The following is a 19,343-nucleotide window of genomic DNA, read 5'->3' as shown; positions in this document are numbered from 1 at the left end:
AATGTCGATTCCATCATCGCCCACGCCCATGATCAGCCGATGCCGCCCCGACAGGAGGAGCCAACGTGGACAGCCCTGAACCACCCGTGAGCCCGGCCGGGATCAATTGTCTGCGAACGATATACAACCTCATGGAGGACAGCGTCCCGCTGCGCCGTATCCGTGTGGCGCAACGGCTCGGTGTCGCTGGTTCGACCATCTCCGAGACCGTCGCTCGACTGCAGGAACACGGGTTGCTGACGACGACACCGGACAACCTGATCGAACTCACGCCCGCCGGCCACCGTATCGCCGCCTCCGTCGTCCGCCGACACCGTCTCGCCGAGCGCATGCTGACCGACATTCTCGGGGTACCCGTGTCGCGCGTGCACTCCGAAGCAATACGGTGGGAACAGGTCATCAACGACGACACCGAACGTGCGATCAGCAATCTCGTGGACGGTTCGGTGAAGTCCCCGTGGGGGAACCCCATTCCGTCGGCGGACGATGGCGCGGAGAACCGAGTGGTGCCGGTACACACCGGAACACCGTTGACCGAGTTGGTCGCCGGGCGTGCGCCCACCGATGTCATCGTCGAATCCATTTCCGAGGAAGCTCAGAATGATCCAGATGCGGTGCGCGCGTTGGTAAATGCCGGGATCGTCCCCGGGTCTCGCATCACGGCTGTCGCGCGGCGTTCACACTATCTACTTCGCGGCACCCACGCCTACGAATTGCCGACCGACAGCGCCCATCTCGTCCATGTTGTCAGAATGTGAACTCACCTGAGCCACTGATCACGTCTGCACCACGACTCTGATCGCATGGACGTACTTCGTCGGGATCTCCAACTTGTCGAGACCGTGGACGATGTAGCACCCGGCCGCAGAGCGGACGCGTGCAGGAGCCCCCGGGATGATGCCGGCCGCGATGAGCGCGTCGATCATCACGGAGTCGCCCTGCGCATCCTCAGAGATCGACCTGATCGTGACACGACAGTCGTGCGGAGGTGTCCCGAGTTCATCGAGTCGCTGCCCCGGCAGCACGATGTCCGTGTTCTCGCGACGTGGGTCGAGCCCGGGAATCGGTAGCCCCCAGGGAGAGTCGAGGTCGCCCAGTAGTCTTGCGGCTATGCCACGTTCGGCATCGTCACTGAGAACGTGCTCCCATCGCAACGCCTCATCATGAGCACGTACGATCGGAACGTCGAGCAGATCGACGAGCATCCGTTCGGCGAGCCGATGCCGTCGGGTGACCGACTCGGCGATCTCGAACCCGTCGGAGGTCAGCGTGATCAGTTGATCGTCTCCGACGCTGATCAGATCGTCACGCACCAGTCGCAGGACGGCCTTGGTCACCGTTGGGCCCGCCTGTCCGAGCCGGTCGCGCAGGCGAGCGCGACGGACCGGAACACCGTCTTCGATGAGGTTGTACACAGTGCGGAGATAGGCCTCCATGGCACTGCTGACCTGCCTCATCCGCGTTGACTCTCCTTTCGCGCCGATCACAATCGACATCGCGCACGGTAGATCAGTGGTGTGCCGAGCCCTAATCGCTCTCAGCGGGCACCAAGCTTTCTGTCCCAGGCGATGGAGGGACACACTTGCTTCGCAAGTGCGTCCCTCCACGGCGTCACGTCCCGAGTACGATTCCCGGCACTTGCGACAATGAAGCCGACAGGGCATCGATCTTGTTGGACAGATCTTTTCTCTGTTCCGCATCGACCTGGGTGTAGGTGACGTAACCGTCGCCGTCGCGGAATCGGTTGATCGTCGCTCGCACGTCGGCGAACTGGGCGGTGATCTTGTTCATCAGATCCGGATTCTTCGCGCTGATCATCGGCTGCATCTCGGCGATGAGTGTTTCCGACCCATCAAGATTCGCCGCAAAGTCCCAGAGGTCGGTGTGCGAGTACCGGTCCTCTTCACCGTTGACCTTGGTGCGCGCAACCTCATCGATCAGGGCCTGCGGACCGGCGACGAATTGTCTTGTCTCAAATGAGAAGTCCGGCTTGTCGATTTCATTACGCAGCTTTGTCACATCGGCGACCAGTCCGTCGGCGACCTCGGCAATGCTCGTGGCATTGTCGGTGGCTTTGGCGTTGGCGGCGTCAGCCGGCGCGATCTGGCCCTCGGCATCACCTATCTCGGACGCGGCAGGCGGCCACAAGTAGCGTTCGATGCGGTGAAATCCGGTGAACGGCTGCGAGCCGTTCTCGGTATCGTCCCAACGCATGTCGATCGCCGGGTCCAGATCGGGGAACGATTCGGCGACCGGCTCGATACGTTCGTAGAAGGTGCGAACCCGACCGAACTCCGCACGTGCGGCAGCGAGGTCACCACTTTTGACTGCAGCCACGAACTGTTCGGTCTGCGACTGCAATCCGGTCGCCTGGCCGCGAACATAGTCGAGGTACCGGGCCTTGGCGGCGTTGACGTCGGCGGGCACGTCGGTCTTCTGCTTCTTCTCGCCCGACACCGTGATCTTCTTCTCGATGCCGGTCCCCACCATGCCCGGTTTGCAGGCAACGGTGTAGGTGCCAGGATCGGTGATCTCGACCGTCAGGTTCCCCGACAGTCCTGGGCCGATGTTCTCGACCTCGCCGAGTACCCGATTGTTGTTGGCGTACACATAGAATTCGGTGACCTTGGAGCCTGAGTTGGCGACTTTGAAGGACACGTTGCCGGTCTGTGCGGTCGAACTCGACAGGTCACACGTGTCTGCGGTCGAGGTCACCTCGATGCTGCCGGTACCGGAGTCCTTGGACGTGCAGGCAGCGAGCACAGCAGGCACGCCCACCATTACTGCCACCACCGCCACCGGCGTGGCGAGTGTTCTCTTCACCTCGAACATTTCCTTTCAGTGACCGGCGTCTGGAGTTGCCGGAGTCTGGGAGGTCTCGGCATCGCGGGCGGCGGCTGCGGGCCGCGCGATGCGGTTGGACCGAACAAAGAGCGACAGGACAACGGCGACATAGGCCGCCCAGGCCACCACCTGTAGCACCGTCGGATCGGGTCGGAAGTTGAAGATTCCCGCCAGAATCGTTCCATACCATGAGGATTGGTCGAAAACAGCGGAGATGTCGAACGCGAGGTTCGCCCCACCCGGTAACCATCCGACGGTCTGGAGGGCGTGTACGCCGTATCCGAGAATTCCGGCGGCGACGAAGATGAGAAAGACACCGGTATAGAGGAAGAATGCATGAAAGTTGAGGTTGACCGCTCCGCGGTAGAGCCCGACGGTGAGTGCGACGGCCACCGCGACGCCGATGACCAAGCCCAACAAGGGCCAGAGTCCGCCGGAGACGCTGTCGGCGTAGCCGACCATCAGCAAGGCGGTCTCGAACCCTTCTCGACCCACCGCGAGAAACGCCAGGCCGTACACCGCGAACCGGCCTCTCGTCAGCGCCGTGGACATGCCCGACTTGAGGTCGGCGGAGATGTGTGCGGAAGCCTTGCTCATCCACAACAGCATCGATGTGACGATCACGACCGCCACCAGCGACGCGACTCCCGCGATGAGCTCGGCACCGAGCGTGCTGACGGTCGAGGTCCCGAAGTGGATCACCAGGAAGATGATCACCACCATCGCGACCGCCGTGGCGACACCGGCCCACACCCACTTCAACGCGTCACGGCGATCAGCCTTGACCAGGAATGCGATCAATACCATGACGACGATGCCCGTTTCGAGCCCCTCGCGGAGCCCGATCAATCCGCTACCGAAGAGCTGGGCCGGAACAGATGGGCCGGCGAGAGACGTGTGAACGAGAGTCATGTCGGGATTCCAATCGAGGCGCTGCTACTGGCGAGAACTGATGAGGAAGAACGGCACTCAGTCCTCGAACAGACGTTGCCCCCACCATTCGTCTGTGGAAAGTCCAGGAGGACAGGCGAAGAGCGCCGAGCCGTTGTGCGTGATGTACTCATTCATTGCATCCTTGGCTGCCAGCGCGCGTTGCATCGGCACGAACTGGCTTCGCGGATCACGGCAATAGGCGATGAAGAACAACCCGGCGTCGAGATGTCCGAACCCGTCGGAGCCGTCGGTGAAGTTGTAGCCACGCCGAAGGATCTGTACGCCGTCGAGATTGTCCGGGTGCGCCAGCCGCACGTGCGCCGTGCGGGCGATGACGGGCGCACTACCGTTGGTGATGTTGAAGTCGGGCCGGTCGAATTCTGCTGCTTGTCCGAGTGGCGCTCCGGTTCCCTTACTGCGTCCGATCACCAGTTCTTGCTCGGACAGTGATGCACGATCCCACGTCTCGATGCGCATCCGGATCCGGCGGGCCACCAGGTAGCTCCCACCGGTCATCCATGCGGCCGAGTTGCGTTGTTCGGGATCGTTGTTGTCCGAGTTCGCGACCCACACCCAGCGGTCCGACGTAGCCGTGTCCTCGGACTTGATGTTGGCAGTACCGTCCTTGAAGCCGAACATGTTTCGCGGAGTCTCTTGAGCGGCGCTGGTGCTGGAGGTGCGGCCGAAGCCAAGCTGCGACCAGCGCACGCTGACCACGCCGAAACCCATCCGAGCGAGATTGCGCACTGCATGCACCGCCACCTGGGGATCGTCGGAGCACGCCTGGATGCAGATGTCACCACCGCACCGCGCCGGATCGAGCTGATCACCGACGAACGCGGGCAGCGGTGTCAGGGCCGCCGGCCGCCGGGTGGCCAGACCAAACCTGTCCGAACGCGTGGGGTCGCTCGCGTCGGGACCGAACAGGGAGGGACCGAAACCTATCGTCAACGTCAACCGTGACGGCGAAAGATTCAGCGCCTCGCCGGTATCGGAAGGCGGAAGGTACGCGCCCTGACCGACCGCGCCCTCCGGCTCGGTTTCGAGCCCTCTGGTCATTCGTTCGGCCGCCGCGGTCCATGCGCGCAACAACGCGATGAGTTCGGTCTTGTCCTCGGTGATGACGTCGAAGGCCGCGAAATGCAGTCGGTCCTGTGCTGCGGTGGCGATTCCCGCCTGATGCGAACCGCGGAACTCCACCACCCCGGGCGACGACTGCGCGGAGTGTCCTGCCATGACGACACCGCCGGCCCCAGCGGCTGCACCCACCGCGACACCGACTCCGGCACCCAACACGGTGCGCCGTGACATCCCGGCCCATCGCGCGGTATTCATGAAGGGCATCCTTGCCTGAGTAAGCTTAGGAGACGCTGAGTAAGCAAGGTGCTGTGGAGTTGCGCGATTGCGTCTCGACAGTTTCTCGTGGTTTCCTTCGACCGTGCGGCCGCCGTTTTCAGGAGTTCATCGCCGGCTCTTGGGGTGGGTCCGTCCGGTCCGGATGCGACTGACACTCACCGCCACCGCTCTGGTCACCATCGCGCTCGCCATCGCTGCGATCGTCGTCGTCGAAGCCCTCCATCATGTGCTGTTGCGCAGTGCCGACGCCGCCACGTTCACTCGCGCGGAGCAGATTGCCACGCAATTGCGCACCAACGGGATTCAGGGAATCGACGAATCCCTGCTGACTGGAAGCCAGAACGTCGCGGTGATCCAGATTCTCGATTCGTCGGGCCACATCCGTACGGTGAATGAACCCACGTACAACCGTCCGATGTCGGGCGCCCTCGCCCCTGGCGAACGACGAACGATCCATGGCGCGTACGCGACCGACACGACCGAGGAGTTCCAGACAGCAGGGCTCGGCGTTGCCTCACTTGACGGTCCGCTGACAGTCCTCGTCGGTGCCGCCGAGGACCCAATCAATCGCACGGTGGTCTTGGTTGCAATCCTGTGTTGCATCGTTTTCCCGGTCATCGTCATCGTCATGGCATTGCTGACATATTTCTCGACCGGGCGAGCCCTGCGACCCGTCGACTCCATTCGCCAACGCGTCGAGGAAATCTCCGGTGGTGACCTGAGTAGGCGTGTGCCGGTTCCCCAGACCGGCGACGAGGTGGCGCAACTCGCCGACACGATGAACGCCATGCTCGGCCGTATCGAAGAGTCGCGTCAACGACAGCTCCAATTCGTCAATGACGCTTCTCATGAGCTGAACAGTCCACTGACCACGCTGGTGGGGCTGCTCGATCTCGCGGGAAGCAAACAGCAACCCATCGATCCCGATACCGCGACCGACGTCATGCTGCCGGATGCGCTTCGGCTCCAACACATGGTCGCCGACCTACTCCTTCTCGCCCGTGCGGACGAGAGCGGGGTACCACTGCTTCTCGACGATGTCGACCTCGACGATCTGGTCAACTCCGAAGTTGTTCGACTCGAAGCCATCTCCGACCTGACTGTGACAGCACGTCTGGTCCCGACGAGAATCATCGGCGATGAGGAGAAGCTGCGTCGCGCGTTGCGCAACATCATCGACAACGCGTCCCGCCATGCACACGGAAGGATCGCCGTCACGATGACGCGGACCGGACCCGATCATCGCGTCACCGTGATGGTCGGTGACGACGGTCCCGGCATTGCCGACGTGGACAAGTCGCGGGTCACCGAGCGCTTCGTGCGACTCGACGCGTCGCGTCAGCGCTTATCGGGAGGCTCCGGCCTCGGCTTGTCGATCGTCAGCGAGATCGTTCACGCCCATCGTGGGGAGACTGTCGTCCAGGACTCCGAATATGGTGGCGCGGCGGTCGGTTTCACGGTTCCCGTACCCACCTCGGAGGCCTAGCCTCCGCCGTCGGCGGCAAACCGGTAACCAACACCCCGGACGGTCTCGATGGACCGGCATCCGAATGGCGTGTCGATGCGCCGCCGCAGATAGCTCACGTACACCTCGACGACGTTGTCGTCGCCGTGGTAGTTGGCATCCCACACCGAGGTCAGGATCTCGGCCTTGGTCACGACCTCGCCCTTGTGACGCAACAGGAACTCCAGTAGCGCGAACTCCTTGGGAGTCAATTTCAGGGTGGTGACACCACGGGCAACGGTATGCGCCGCCGGGTCGAGCGTGAGACTCCCCGCCTCCAGCACGGTCGGGCGCTCCGGCGCGCCCCGCCGTGCCAATGCGCGCATCCGGGCGATGAGAACCACGAAAGAAAAAGGCTTCGTGAGGTAGTCATCGGCACCGAAGTCGAACGCCTCGGCTTGATCGTACTCACCGTCCTTGGCGGTGAGCATCAGAATCGGCGTCCACACCCGCGCCTTCCGCAGTTCCCGAACCACTTCATAGCCGTTCAGTCGCGGCATCATGATGTCGAGGATGATCACGTCGTAGCGGTCCGTGGATGCGGCCTCGAGACCGGCCGCACCGTCGTGGACCACATCGACCACCCAGCCCTCGGCCAGCATCATCCGGCGCACTGTCTCCGCCACGTGACGATCGTCGTCGACTACCAGAACCCGCATCTGCCCACTCTTGCCTCGTTCGCCGAATTCATGAAGATGATCACACCGCACCATACGTTCCGGTTACCTCGACGTGCACCGAACAGGCAATCGCCGGCGGAACCGTGGCCGAGGCGCGGGAATTCGCCAGTACCACTGCGCTTTTACCGATGGTCGCCTTGATCTCGACGCCCGGTTCGATCCCGTTGTCCAGAAGTGCTGCCAGCGCATCGACGTTGCTCTGCAAGTACTCGGAGAACCGGCGGATGACACAACGCGTCGGGGTGTGGAGTGGTAGCTCGGAGATCGGGGTACCGATCACCGCGGGCACGTCGGAGAACCCGAGCATCGAGAGCCCCGGTATGGGATTGCCCCATGGGTCGGTCGCCGGATAGCCCAGCAACGGAACGAGCCGTCGCTCCACGTCATCGACCATCGCCTGCTGCCAGCCGCACGCGATCTCGTGAACATCGATGCGTGGAATCCCGATCATGTCGGCGAGCATTCGTTCGGCCAACCGGTGGCGACGCACCCGTGTCACCGCCAATCGGTTTCCGGATGGGGTGAGAACTATGCGCCGGTCCTCGGTGATCTGCACCAGGCCCGACTCACGCATCCGCTCGATCTTCTGGGACACCGCAGACTTGCTGTGTCCCAACCGCGAACTGATGCGCGCCCGGCGCGGCACAACGCGATCCTCCTCCAGCTCGAAGATGGTCTGAAGATAGCGTTCGGTCGCCTCACTGCGCTCCCTCGCGATCATCGACGAGGTAGCTGCGGCCGACGCGGTTGCCCCCGCAAGGTCTCCATGGTTGACCGATCCTCTCGGACGGTCGCTTAGGAGACGCTGAGTAAGCGCCGATCCCGTCTTGCGCTACCCGGGCGACGCACTGCCGGCGATGCGCTGCGCCGACCTGACGAACCGCATCAACATCAGGGCCGCGGTGGTGGCGAGACCGCACGTGAGTCCCCACCAGACCCCTGCCGCGTTCAGTCCGAGCGGGAAGGCCAGGATCAGTGCGGCGGGCACGCCGACGACCCAGTAGCCGATCAACGACAACCGAAAGCCGGACACGGTATCGCCGAGCCCGCGCAGGAGTCCCACGCCGATGTTCTGTGCGGCGTCGACGAACTGCATGACGATGCCGATCATCAGCAGTGACTTGCAGAGGGCGATCGTCGGTTGGTCGGCGTCGCTGGTGAATGGGGCGAGCACGACGTCGGGGAATAGTAGGTAGACGAGCCCCGCCGCCGTGGCGACTGCTGCACTCGCCGTCAGGGCAAGTCGCATGACGTTCATCGCCTCGTGCGCATGTCGGAGAGCGACCTGGCGGCTGACGATGATCGACGAACCCTGCGAGAGTCCGATCGCGACCTGGAACACGATGTAGGTGATCTGGTAGACGACGCCGTGTGCGGCCAGAGCCGGTGCCGAGATCGCTCCCATCACCAGAGCGAGGACGGTGAACATCCCGGCCTCGCTGGCGTAGGTGGCCGACACCGGGACGCCGAGTTTCAGCAGCGACACGACGTCGGCCCGCTCGACCCGCCAGAAGCGCACCGACAACAACGCCGACAGTTCCGCGTCGCGCCGGACCATCCACCAGAACACCCCGAACGTCAGCAGATAAACGAGTGACGTGCTCAACCCGATTCCGGTGAGACCCAAATCGGGCAACGGCCCCCAGCCGTAGATGAAGGCAAGGTTCAGCACGGCGTTGACCGCCACCGATCCAACGGTGATCCACAACAGCGCCAGAGGCTTTCGCATACCGACGGTGAACTGTCGAAGCACCTGGAACCACAGACAGGGGACGAGGCCGGGTGCGAGCGCAGCCAGCATGGACCGTGCCGCGTCGACCACTCCCGGCGATTGTCCGAGGTACGGCAGCAACGCCCCCACCCCGATGATGGCAATCGCGCCGACTATTCCGGCCAGCGTGGCGACGAGAAACCCGGCGCGCACATGCCCGCGAACCGTCGATGCGCTGCGTCGGCCGTCGGTGTCCGCGGCGGCGATCTGATTGCCCATCGGCACCAGCAGACCAACGCCCATCGTCCGCACCTGATTGAAGATGACCACGGCCAGGCTGCCGCCGGCAAGTGCCCCGACGCCGAGCAGACTCATCATCGCGGTGTCGGTCGTCGACAGGGCGATCTGTGCGAGCTGTGTCCCGGCCACCGGCACTGCCAGGGCGACGAGTTGTCGTGCCAGGTTGTGGTGTGAGACGTCGCGCTGCACGATATCGGGGCTCAATTCTGCGTCGGGATCGGATCGCCGTGCGCCACACGGTACTGGGCAGCGCGTCGCCACTCGCAACGGCGGTCCCCTCGATGACGTCATCGAGCATCTCCTCGACGCGATTCTCGGTGGCCGGGCTCAACAGGTGACGCGCACTCATCCACTCGTCGGAGAAAACGGTGTCCAGGTACTTCTCGCCGCCGTCGCAGACTGTCGTGACAGCGGTCGCGCCGGGCTTCATCATCGGAAGCCGTTCGAGCGCAGCGTAGATCGCGCCACCGGCAGAGCCTCCCAGCAATAGTCCCCGGCGACGGGCAATCACCCGAACGGTGGCGAATGCTTCGATGTCACCGACCTTGACACCTTCGTCGAGCAGGTCATAGTCGACCGCGGTACCGACGACCGCACCTTCCGGTGTTCCGGTCCCCGATTGCCAATAGTCGTGGCCGGGGCCTCCGAAAGCGATCGAGCCGTGTGGCTCGACACCGACCACCGTTGCCGGGTGTCCCAGAGCGGCGAGTTCGCGTGCGGTCCCGAAAAGGCTACCGCCCGTGCCGACCGGACTGATCAAGTAATCAACTCCACCCGGTAGGTCACCGAGCAGTTCGTGGGCCACCGCGTGATAGCTGACGGCGTTCGCATCGTTATTGTGCTGTTCGGTGAAGTAGGCATCGGGCTGTTGCGCCGCAAGCCGCTCCGCGTAATCCTCTCGCGCGGATGTTGCCAACACGTCGTCGCCATCGGCGGCGACAAAGGTGAGCTCGGCGCCCATTGCCGCCATGGCACGGAGTTTGTCGACGCACGCATGGTTGTCCACCACAGCACTGAACCGGTAGCCTCGCTCGGCCGCGACGACCGAAAGTCCCAAACCTGTATTCCCGGAGGTGGATTCAACGATCTTCCCGCCGGGCCGGAGAAGCCCGCGTCGTTCCGCGTCGTCGACCATTGAGATGGCCATTCGGATTTTCGCAGCTCCCGTCGGATTGAACTGCTCGAGTTTGAGCAGGAGCCTGCCACCTCGAGGAGCACGGCACAGTTCGAACAGAGGCGTGTGTCCGACGAGGTCGGTCACCGAGCGGACAACCCGCTCGGTGGTTTTCATTTCGGTATCGGCGTGCTGGACGCTCGTGACTGTCATCGGTCGATACTCCAGGTTGTCGTGGTGTCTCGTTGACGGACAACGAGTTTGGGTGGAAGCGGGGTCTGGTGGAACTCGGACTCGTTCGAGTCCATCTGGTAGCCGGCCGTGTTGGGATAGACGAGCAGGTCTCCCACCTTCGCCCGCCGCGGAAAGCGGATCCGACGTCGGCTGAGAAGATCGCCGTCGAGACAGGTGGACCCGGCGACGACCGCGGACATCGTCTCCGTCGTGTGACCGTGAGGTGCAGTGTCCTCATCGAGGTCGATGAGGCGCGGGTCGGGGAGAAACTCGCTCCCGAACCACTGCTCCGACAGGCTCAACGACGTACCGGACACCGTGACGACTGCCGTTCCGTCGGGCGTGTGGTGTATTCCGCGGACGGTGAACACACTGAACCCCGCACCGTCACACAGCGCACGACCGGGCTCGACCATGATTCGAAGGCTCAGGTCACGGACGCGCTGCGCGACAGATCCACTGTGATCGCCCGGAGCGCGCTGCGACCGCGAGGTACCGAGCACCGCGGATAGCATCTCGGCACCTGCGACATCGGGCGCGTACGGGTAGAGCGAAGCCGGAGCGTTTCCGTCGAAGTACCACTGCGCAACCTCTTCAGCGCGATACGCATCCCAGTGACGCCGATCGAGGTAGTCGACGGCGAAACCGCCACCGAGCGAGATCATTTCAGGACGATGTCCGCAGTCGCGTGCCGCGAGGCACAGGTCGATGGCATGGTGTGCCATGGCCGCGCGTGGGGCGATGTCGTACCCGGACAGGTGAAAGCTCATTCCCCGCAGAACTATTCGCTTACAGTCCCGTAGTTCCGACAGCGCCACCCGAACTTGCCCGTCGGTCAGCCCGAATCGAGTGGTGGCGCCTGGGGGGCGAAGCCTCAGCAGGATACCGAGGTCCTCGGCAGGCGGGCGCGCGCACAGGCGGCGAACGGATTCCAGTGAGTCGATGGCCACGACCGCGTCGTGACGCGCGGCCAGACGCAGCATTTCGTCGCCGTGCGCAGGGCCGGTGACCACGATCTCCTCGCCCCGTACGCCGGCCGTCAGTGCCGCTCCGAATTCCTCGACGGATGCGACGTCGACCCCGAACCTCCCCCGTGCCGCGGACGCTGCGCTTGCACACTCGCGCACGAACGCTCGGGCCTTGTTGGCCTTGTAACCGTATCGAATCCGCCCGTCGACACCGCAGTCGTCGAAGGCTGCGGAGAATGCGGCGAGGTTGTCAGCGAAGGTCGCGGGATCGAGAACGTGGAAGGTGTCACCGACAACGCGTGCCATCTGCGCCAGGGTCTCCGGTTGCAACAGCAGGTCCTCGGCCCATGTGTGCCATCGTGCCGGCATAGGGGCTGCGCTCACTACCACAGCGCCACCTCCGTACCGATCCCGTGCTCACGGGCCTGCGCGATCAGCGCCCGCCCGACAGCCACATCCGTGACGACAAGACCGGAGTTGTAGGCGAACACCCGTTGTCGGTCGTCCACCCGGGCAGGCGCCCGACCCACGAGCACTGCCGGCAACTCCGCATCGACCTTACGCAGCGACCCGTGACCGTCGAGGAGGTCGGTACCGGTGACGGCCATTTGATGGGCGTCGGTCGCGATCACGCGGTCAGCGGCCCACAGACATGACGCGTCGAGGCCGTACCCCACGAGGATTGTCGCCGTTCCCGGCGCGACTTTCTGGGCGCGTACGCGGTGCGGTGTGCCCGGACCTGCTGCGCCGATGACGATCTCCGCCTGTGGCGCAGCATCATTGACATCGTCGACGTCTTCGACACGCACATCGTGTTGTGCCAGCCGTTGCCGGGTCTCGATCAGGCCCGCTGGATGGTTGCCGGCAAGCAGCACGGTTTTCAGCGTCGGAAGTGCGGTCAGCACCGAGGTCACCGTCTCCTGGGCCTGGCGGCCACTGCCGATCAGGAGCAGGGTCGCGGGAGCAGGCGGCGCGGAGACCTCGGCCAACAGGGCGGTCACCGCCGCGGTGCGCAGTGCGCCGATCCTCGATCCGTCGAGCAGTGCAGTCGGTCGGCCGGTCTCGTCGTCGAAGACCGTCAACGTCGTGTAGTAACGCTTGGTGCCGTGCCCGGGACGGGGGTCATGAGTGTAGGACATCTTGAAACCGACCGACGGCGGGCCGACCGATGACGAACACCGGCCGACCATCGCGTACGAAACCGACTCGTCGGCGGTCAACTTCACCTTTCGCGGATTCTGCGAGGAATCCACGGCAAGCCCACGGCACGCGTCGGTGACCGCCGCCTTGACGCGTCGGTGATCGACCATCAGTTGGTCGATGTCGGATCGGCTCAGGACGAGGATGTCACTCATACCAGCGCCCCGGCGTACGGCCGCACCACAACTTGTCCGAATCCCGGCTCGAATGCCTCCGCGGCCGGTCGCAGGCGATGCGACAGCTTGATGTTCAGACGCAGCAACCATCGGTCGGTACCGTCGAATCGTGCAGTGAAGGGGACCCTGCCGTGAACGGCGACGTCGTTGTCGAGGAGCAGAATCTGACCTGGCTCGAGTGCCACGATCTTCGACACCGCGGCAAGTCCTGACTCGAGTTTGGCGTACGCCGATGCCCACGCGGGCCGCGCCGACGCATCCGGGGTGTAGGCGGGGTCGTATCGCAAGCAGGCACCGTCTTCGCGCTGCCACACCGTTCCAACCGGAGAGGGTCGTCCCGCCTCGTCACCGCCGACATACGAATCGTCCGGGAGTATGGGGCATTCCGGCTGCCGCAGATGTGCGACGTCGTCCGCGGACAGGTGATCCCCGGCGAGTACGTCTCGGATCGAGGCCAGCGTGGTGCCGATGGAGTCACGGTTTCTGATGCAGCCCAACATGATCAGGTGAGCGCGGTCGGGATGGAACGCGTCCTCGGTGTGTGGACTGAGCAGGACCGATGAGCTCGCGCCGGTTTGTTCGTTCTCATGTCCTGGAGTGGGAACGATCGAGTTGACGAGGCGTCCCTCCTGCTGGCCGGCCCAGCCGAATGGCTCACCGATCGCCGCGCCGATCATCGCCATCGCAAACCCCAGAGCGGGACAGTCCTGCGCTTCGACCCAGCTCCTCGGGGTAGGCCCATGTCGCGAGTCGTCGACCGGTAGCCGGTCCAGTACCGTCGCCGCTCCCCGCGGGGGGGTGCATAGTTCCAAAATCGAGGACGGCAGCACTTCACGAAGGCAATTGTTGATCGCCGAACAGAATTCGGCGGAATCAGGTGCGCGGTATCGCGCAGCGAACTCAGCTGCTATGGACATCAGCCGTGCACCATCGTCCGGATTAACACGGCGCGTATCAATGGTTGGTTCCGAGATCATTCCTGCTCCAAATGGTGGGAATGTGGATGGAGTGAAACTGTCGATTTCCGCTCGTCGAAGTTGAGCGCACTTCCACCTCTACCAACAACAGGTTTGGATAGGCTATCCAAAAGTGGAATCGGTCACGAATTTCTTTTCGGCTTGCTTATTTGCCGAGCCAAGGAGCCGAAGCGGGAAGGGTGCTCGACTTTGGTTAAGTGCGCTTAACTTCCTTGCGCCGATGCGCGTTTGCCTTTCGGGTGCCACCCGCGAACGACCGCGACACCGCCGCCCGGGCTGACCGGCCCGCCGGATTCGAGAGGTTTCGCAGGTCGCGCGTGGTCCAGGTGGTCGCGTGGCAACTACGTGACCGCGCCGCCGGAGACGCCACACAGGCAATCGACACGCACCGAATGTGATGCCGAGTTCAGTACGGCCTTGCCGGTTGGTACTCGGACATGGTTAGGTGCCCGTCGGCAGGGGTTAGGGTATCCATACTCGCGACCCAAGGGTGATCGTCCGATCAAGAGGGAAATGTCTTCGTGAGAATCAATCGCCGACAGTTTTTGGCTGCGGGAGCGGGTGTTTCCGCCCTGACCGTGCTCGCCGCCTGCGGCTCCGCCGACAATTCGTCATCGTCGACCACACCGCGATCGGGCGGAACATTGAGGGTCGGTGCCATCGGTAAGGCATCAAAAATCGAACAGGACCCACACCAAACACTGAGCAATGACAGCGACTTCCTCATCGCCTCCCTGACGTACGACGCCTTGACCGTTCCCGGCGCCGACCCGAACGTGGCACCCCGTCTGGCATCACGGTGGGAACAACTACCCGATCCTCGGCGTTGGCGGTTCACCATCGCCGAGGGTGCCGCTTTCCACGACGGAGTACCTGTGTCGTCGGCGGACGTCGTCTACTCACTTCAACGACTCCATGAGATCGCCGGTGAAACAAAAGTTCCCGTGACCTCGCCGAATGACATCGTTGCCGACGGACCCAACGCGGTCATCCTCACTACCCCGGCACCCAATCGCGATTTGCCGATGCTGTTGCGGCTGGTGACCTTCACCGTCAAGCAGGGCACCACCGACTTCGCCAAGGCGGTGGGCACCGGACCGTTCATCATGGAAAGCTTCACCAATGGCAACGCCAGGCTGGTCAGGAATCCCAAATGGCATGGCACGCCGTCGGTACTCGATGCGATCGAGGTGACGCGATTCGAGGACACCACCGCGATGGCGAACGCAGTGCTGTCCAACCAGATCGACCTGGCATCCAACGTCGGCGCAGTGGCCGGCCGGACAGCGGAGGGCCGCAACGGATTCACTGTAGTCCGCCGACCCAATGACGTGGTCATCCCGATCGTGATGCGCACGTCGGACGGCCCTTTCGCAGATCCGCGAGTACGGGAGGCCCTGCGACTCACGGTCGATCGCGACGCAATGGTGAAACAGGCGGTGTCCGGCTACGGCGCGGTGGCCAACGACGTGCTGGGTACTGGCGACCCGATCTACGACAAGTCGCTGCCGCAGCGCACCCGCGACCTCGACAAGGCGAAAGCGTTACTATCACAGTCGAATTTCGACCTCACCAAGACGTACCAGTTGATTACCAAGGATGAGGCACCGGGTGAGGTCGATTCGGCCAAACTGTTCGCCGAGCAGGCCAAGGCCGCGGGCCTGAACATCGACGTGGTAACCCAGGACGCCAACGTCTTCTACGACGACACCTGGCTCAAGGCCCCGTTCTACACCGCCAACTGGGGAACCAACGATTCTGTGGTGTTCTTCGCCAGCAAGACCATGTACTCGGGCACCAAATGGAACGAGTCCGGCTTCGCCGATGCCGCTTTCGACACCGCCTACCGAAATGCTCTGGCCGCCAACGATGATGCGTCATACAAGGCTGCCGGTCAGGAGCTACAGAAGATCCAGTACGACCGCGGCGGCTACCTGGTATGGGGTATGGCCGACGGTATCGACATCGCCAATTCCCGGGTACGCGGCCTGCCCACCCTCGGAGGTTTCGGCCGCGTGCAACTCGAACGTGCCTGGTTGCAGAGTTGATCTCTGCGCCGACGTCGGTTGCCCGTCTTCGGTTGCCGCCGTGGCCGACCACCGGTCCGTGGCGCCTTCTCCTGCGCGTCGTCGGGCGCCTCGGCACACTGCTCGTCGTGTTGCTCGTGGTGTTCGCCACGATCGATCTGCTACCGGGCGACGGGGTGCGCGCAGCGCTCGGGCGCGATGCGACCGACGCGCAGGTGGCGGCGCGTGAAGCCGCGCTCGGCCTCGATCGGCCAATCCCGGTCCGCTTTGGCAAGTGGCTGGCCGGCCTGTTCTCCGGCGACCTCGGCACCAGCGTACGGGGCACATCGGTCAACGAGATGCTGTCGACGAAGTTCCCCAACACCCTGCTTCTCGGGGGGCTCGCGTTGCTCGTCACCGCGGTGACTGCAGTCGCGTTCGGCGCTTTGTGGTCGTTCTTTCCGCGCAGCCTGCCCGCTCGTGTTCTCTCCGCCGCAACGATTGCCGTCATCGCCATCCCCGAGTTCGTCATCGCGGTGTGTCTGGTCTTCGTGTTCGCACTCGTCCTGGGATGGCTTCCGGCGGTCACCACCACCGGCCCCTCGGGCGCGCCCGCCGACGCCGCGTCCCTCCTGCTACCCGTCGTGGCTCTCGCGATTCCGCAGTCCGGTTGGAACATTCGGGTGACCAGGTCGGCCCTCGACGAAGCCGCGCAGATGCCGCATGTCGCAGCCGCCGAACTCGACGGACTCACCCGCCGTGAGATCATCCTCCGGCACGTGCTCCCGATCGCCTCGCCGACCATCGCGGCGTCGCTCGCCACCACGGTCGGGATGGTTCTCGGGGGCGCTCTCGTCGTGGAGACGATCTTCAACTACCCCGGCGTCGGCGCAGTGCTCGCCGGAGCGGTCACCGACCGCGATGCTCCGGTCGTGGCCGCGGTCGTGGCGCTGACGGGTGTGGTGATCACCGGTTTGTTGATTCTCGCTGATGCGTTGCGTACATGGGCCGTTCGGGGGCGAGCGTGAAGCGCGCGGTGTATCCGCGGTCGCCGTTGGCGAGGGTCGGTGTCCTGATCCCGGCCGGACTGATCATCGGCATGGCCCTGCTGGCGCCCGTGTTCATCGACACGTCACAGACCGGGGGCGACATCCCCTTCACCGGGCCTTCGGCGAACAGCTGGCTGGGGACCGACCACCTGGGCCGGAACGTGTTGCCGCAGTTGCTGGTCGGCGGCCGCGAGATCATCGTCGTGGCGATGACGATCGCCGTCGTCGTCACTTCCCTCGCCGCAATTCTCGGGACCACGGCAGCTCTGCGCCCCCGGCTGGGCGTCCTCATCGAACGGACGGTCGACGGCGCGATGCTGGTGCCACCCATCCTGGCCATAATGCTCGTGCTCTTGTCGTGGCCCGCCGGCGGTACCGTGGGACTCGTCCTTGTGGCGGTACTCGTCGGAACTCCATACTCGGCGCGCGTGTTCGCCGCTGCGGCAGGCGGAGTGGCCGCGACCGGATATGTCGAGGTGGCCGTGGCCGGCGGGGAGAGCCTGCCGTATCTGGTCACTCGCGAGATCTTGCCGAACATTCGCGACACCACCCTCACCCAGCTCGGGCTGCGCTTCGTCGAGGCGATGTATCTGGTCAGTACTGCTGCTTTTCTCCAGCTCCCGGCGTCCCTGGGAGAGTCGAACTGGGCCTTGATGGTGCGCGAGAACAGCGCGGGCATCCTCCTCAATCCCTGGGCGGTATTGGCCCCGGCGATCGCACTGGCCGTGGTGGCCATGAGTCTCACGCTGGCTGCCGGTAGCGTCAGGCGTCAGGCGTCGGTAGGATGACCGCCTCCATCGAGGTCGAGCACTTCTCGGTCTACCTTCCCCAGCAACCGAATCCAGTTCTCGAAGCGACCTCACTGGTCTGCAATCCCGGGACGATCACCACACTGTCCGGACCCTCCGGCTCGGGCAAGACGACCCTCATGAAGGCACTCGCCGGAGCCTTGCCGCCCAGAGCTCGCCACGAGGGAACCCTTTCGGTGCTCGGGACCGATGTGCTCGAGCTGTCGGCATCCGACCTCCGTGCATTTCGCCGCGAAAACGTCGCCTACGTCGGGCAGGACCCGGGCTCGGCTCTCAACCCGGTCTTCACCGTTCGCACGTTGTTGACCGAGGTCCAAGAACCGCACGCCGCAATGTCCTGGCGAGAATCATTGGGTGTCGTCGGGCTGTCCGACGAGTTGCGCTCACGACGACCGGGAGAACTGTCCGGAGGGCAACAGCGTCGGGTGGCGCTGGCACGCGCACTCGTCCGCGGTGTCAAGGTTCTCCTCGTCGACGAACCCTTCGCCGGGCTCCATCCGGGAGCTCGAGCGGACATCCGTCAGCTGCTGATCTCCTTGTGCCAGAGCATCGACGTCAGTGTTCTCGTCTCGGGTCACGACATGTCGTTGTTGAATGCGATGTCCGACAACCACGTTCGTCTGCAACACATCCGGCGCGCGCGGTCGTCATCGGGTGTCACGGCCGACGGGGCATCGGGACTCGCACAGGACGACTCTCGGCTGCCATCGCAGGACGCGGTGCCGTCCCTGACCGCGCAGGCGGTGTCGGTGTCCCGGGGAAACTCCGCCATTCTCGACGAGGTCAGCTTTTCGGCGTCCGACGGCGTACTCACGGCTTTGGTCGGCAAATCCGGCGCGGGCAAGAGTATCCTGGCCCGGGTTCTGGTCGGCCTGGAATCAACGGCGACCGGGGAGATACATCTCGATGGCGAGGCATTGGCGTGTACATCGAGGCCGCGGTCGACACGTGGCCGAATCCAATTGGTTCCGCAGAATCCGCTCGCATCACTGAATCCACGTCACACGATCGGACAGACCCTCAATCGGGCGCTGTATCGAGCACACACCGCTCGGCGCCGGCGGTCTCAGCGCGATGGTGAGGTTGCCACCCTACTCGCCGACGTCGGGCTCCCTGCCGACTTCCACCAACGCCACCCGCACGAACTGTCCGGCGGGCAACGGCAACGCGTCGCCATCGCGCGCGCTCTGGCAGCACGACCCAGGGTACTGATCTGCGACGAGATCACCTCGGCCCTCGACACCGAAACCGCCCACGACGTCATGGACCTCATCGCCGAGGTGGCCGCGCAGCGACGCATGGCTGTGGTCGTGATCAGTCATGACATCGACCTTCTCGAGCGTTACGCGACAACCGGATTTCTCATCGAGCAGGGCCGCATCACCGCTCACGGACCGATTCGAACGCTGCTCGGCGTGTGATGGGCCGGCGAGCGCAAACAGTGTCCCTGCTTGGGCGAGACGTTGCGGTTGCGGCCGCCTC

Annotated in this window: 16 protein-coding genes and 1 pseudogene; 6 read left to right on the top strand and 11 right to left on the bottom strand. The window is 64.1% G+C overall.

Features of this window, described 5'->3' with window-relative positions:
• Window positions 1-65: 65 nt before the first annotated feature.
• On the top strand, window positions 66-758 hold the full coding sequence (locus GOPIP_RS21035) for a metal-dependent transcriptional regulator (protein WP_006371812.1): 693 nt from the start codon (window positions 66-68) through the stop codon (window positions 756-758).
• A gap of 18 nt (window positions 759-776) precedes the next feature.
• Here GOPIP_RS21035 and GOPIP_RS21030 read toward each other — a convergent pair whose 3' ends face one another.
• The 4 genes from GOPIP_RS21030 to efeB all read right to left on the bottom strand — a co-directional run bounded on the left by GOPIP_RS21030 (window position 777) and on the right by efeB (window position 5,121).
• Window positions 777-1,457, bottom strand: a complete 681-nt coding sequence (locus GOPIP_RS21030) for a metal-dependent transcriptional regulator (RefSeq protein ID WP_006371811.1) — start codon at window positions 1,455-1,457, stop codon at window positions 777-779.
• Window positions 1,458-1,611: 154 nt separating this feature from the next.
• The gene (gene efeO, locus GOPIP_RS21025; RefSeq protein WP_373278849.1) at window positions 1,612-2,781 is read right to left on the bottom strand and encodes an iron uptake system protein EfeO; all 1,170 of its coding nucleotides are present in this window, start codon (window positions 2,779-2,781) and stop codon (window positions 1,612-1,614) included.
• Window positions 2,782-2,838: 57 nt separating this feature from the next.
• Entirely contained in the window at window positions 2,839-3,756 is a 918-nt protein-coding gene (efeU, locus tag GOPIP_RS21020; protein ID WP_006371809.1) for an iron uptake transporter permease EfeU, read from the bottom strand.
• Between the two features lie 57 nt (window positions 3,757-3,813).
• Window positions 3,814-5,121, bottom strand: a complete 1,308-nt coding sequence (gene efeB, locus GOPIP_RS21015) for an iron uptake transporter deferrochelatase/peroxidase subunit (protein WP_035728591.1) — start codon at window positions 5,119-5,121, stop codon at window positions 3,814-3,816.
• 130 nt (window positions 5,122-5,251) lie between these two features.
• Between efeB and GOPIP_RS21010 the strand changes: the two genes are divergently transcribed.
• The gene (locus GOPIP_RS21010; RefSeq protein ID WP_006371807.1) at window positions 5,252-6,619 is read left to right on the top strand and encodes an ATP-binding protein; all 1,368 of its coding nucleotides are present in this window, start codon (window positions 5,252-5,254) and stop codon (window positions 6,617-6,619) included.
• On the opposite strand, the gene GOPIP_RS21005 is transcribed toward GOPIP_RS21010, so the two are convergent.
• From GOPIP_RS21005 to GOPIP_RS20975, 7 genes and pseudogenes are all read right to left on the bottom strand, one after another.
• Window positions 6,616-7,296, bottom strand: coding sequence for a response regulator transcription factor (locus tag GOPIP_RS21005; RefSeq protein ID WP_006371806.1), 681 nt, complete (start codon window positions 7,294-7,296; stop codon window positions 6,616-6,618). The genes GOPIP_RS21010 and GOPIP_RS21005 overlap by 4 nt on opposite strands.
• A gap of 40 nt (window positions 7,297-7,336) precedes the next feature.
• Window positions 7,337-8,038 carry a metal-dependent transcriptional regulator gene (locus GOPIP_RS21000; RefSeq protein ID WP_006371805.1) on the bottom strand — a complete coding sequence of 234 codons (702 nt, stop codon included), beginning with the start codon at window positions 8,036-8,038 and terminating at the stop codon, window positions 7,337-7,339.
• A 111-nt stretch (window positions 8,039-8,149) separates the two neighbouring features.
• Window positions 8,150-9,517, bottom strand: a complete 1,368-nt coding sequence (locus GOPIP_RS20995; protein ID WP_035728589.1) for an MATE family efflux transporter — start codon at window positions 9,515-9,517, stop codon at window positions 8,150-8,152.
• Between the two features lie 73 nt (window positions 9,518-9,590).
• Window positions 9,591-10,619: pseudogene (locus GOPIP_RS28430) on the bottom strand (PLP-dependent cysteine synthase family protein); the annotation flags it as partial.
• A 32-nt stretch (window positions 10,620-10,651) separates the two neighbouring features.
• The gene (locus GOPIP_RS20985) at window positions 10,652-12,028 is read right to left on the bottom strand and encodes an alanine racemase (protein WP_138944152.1); all 1,377 of its coding nucleotides are present in this window, start codon (window positions 12,026-12,028) and stop codon (window positions 10,652-10,654) included.
• Complete coding sequence (locus tag GOPIP_RS20980) at window positions 12,028-12,999, bottom strand: hypothetical protein (RefSeq protein WP_035728583.1); 972 nt, start codon at window positions 12,997-12,999, stop codon at window positions 12,028-12,030. The genes GOPIP_RS20985 and GOPIP_RS20980 overlap by 1 nt, the downstream gene beginning before the upstream one ends.
• The gene (locus GOPIP_RS20975; protein WP_006371801.1) at window positions 12,996-13,703 is read right to left on the bottom strand and encodes a TauD/TfdA family dioxygenase; all 708 of its coding nucleotides are present in this window, start codon (window positions 13,701-13,703) and stop codon (window positions 12,996-12,998) included. Before GOPIP_RS20975 ends, GOPIP_RS20980 begins: the two co-directional genes overlap by 4 nt.
• Before the next feature lie 815 nt (window positions 13,704-14,518).
• Between GOPIP_RS20975 and GOPIP_RS20970 the strand changes: the two genes are divergently transcribed.
• Genes GOPIP_RS20970 through GOPIP_RS20955 form a run of 4 tightly spaced genes read left to right on the top strand, consistent with a single transcriptional unit; the run spans window position 14,519 to window position 19,282 of the window.
• Window positions 14,519-16,045, top strand: a complete 1,527-nt coding sequence (locus GOPIP_RS20970) for an ABC transporter substrate-binding protein (protein ID WP_035728581.1) — start codon at window positions 14,519-14,521, stop codon at window positions 16,043-16,045.
• Window positions 16,042-17,031, top strand: a complete 990-nt coding sequence (locus GOPIP_RS20965; protein WP_244421189.1) for an ABC transporter permease — start codon at window positions 16,042-16,044, stop codon at window positions 17,029-17,031. Before GOPIP_RS20970 ends, GOPIP_RS20965 begins: the two co-directional genes overlap by 4 nt.
• On the top strand, window positions 17,028-17,840 hold the full coding sequence (locus GOPIP_RS20960) for an ABC transporter permease (protein ID WP_244421188.1): 813 nt from the start codon (window positions 17,028-17,030) through the stop codon (window positions 17,838-17,840). The genes GOPIP_RS20965 and GOPIP_RS20960 overlap by 4 nt, the downstream gene beginning before the upstream one ends.
• The gene (locus GOPIP_RS20955; protein WP_006371797.1) at window positions 17,837-19,282 is read left to right on the top strand and encodes an ABC transporter ATP-binding protein; all 1,446 of its coding nucleotides are present in this window, start codon (window positions 17,837-17,839) and stop codon (window positions 19,280-19,282) included. Before GOPIP_RS20960 ends, GOPIP_RS20955 begins: the two co-directional genes overlap by 4 nt.
• Window positions 19,283-19,343: the final 61 nt, after the last annotated feature.

This window comes from Gordonia polyisoprenivorans NBRC 16320 = JCM 10675 (assembly GCF_000241325.1).
Taxonomy (GTDB): Bacteria; Actinomycetota; Actinomycetes; order Mycobacteriales; family Mycobacteriaceae; genus Gordonia; species Gordonia polyisoprenivorans.
The sequence above is the reverse complement of the archived record's forward strand: the minus strand, read 5'-3'. Positions and strand labels throughout refer to the sequence as shown.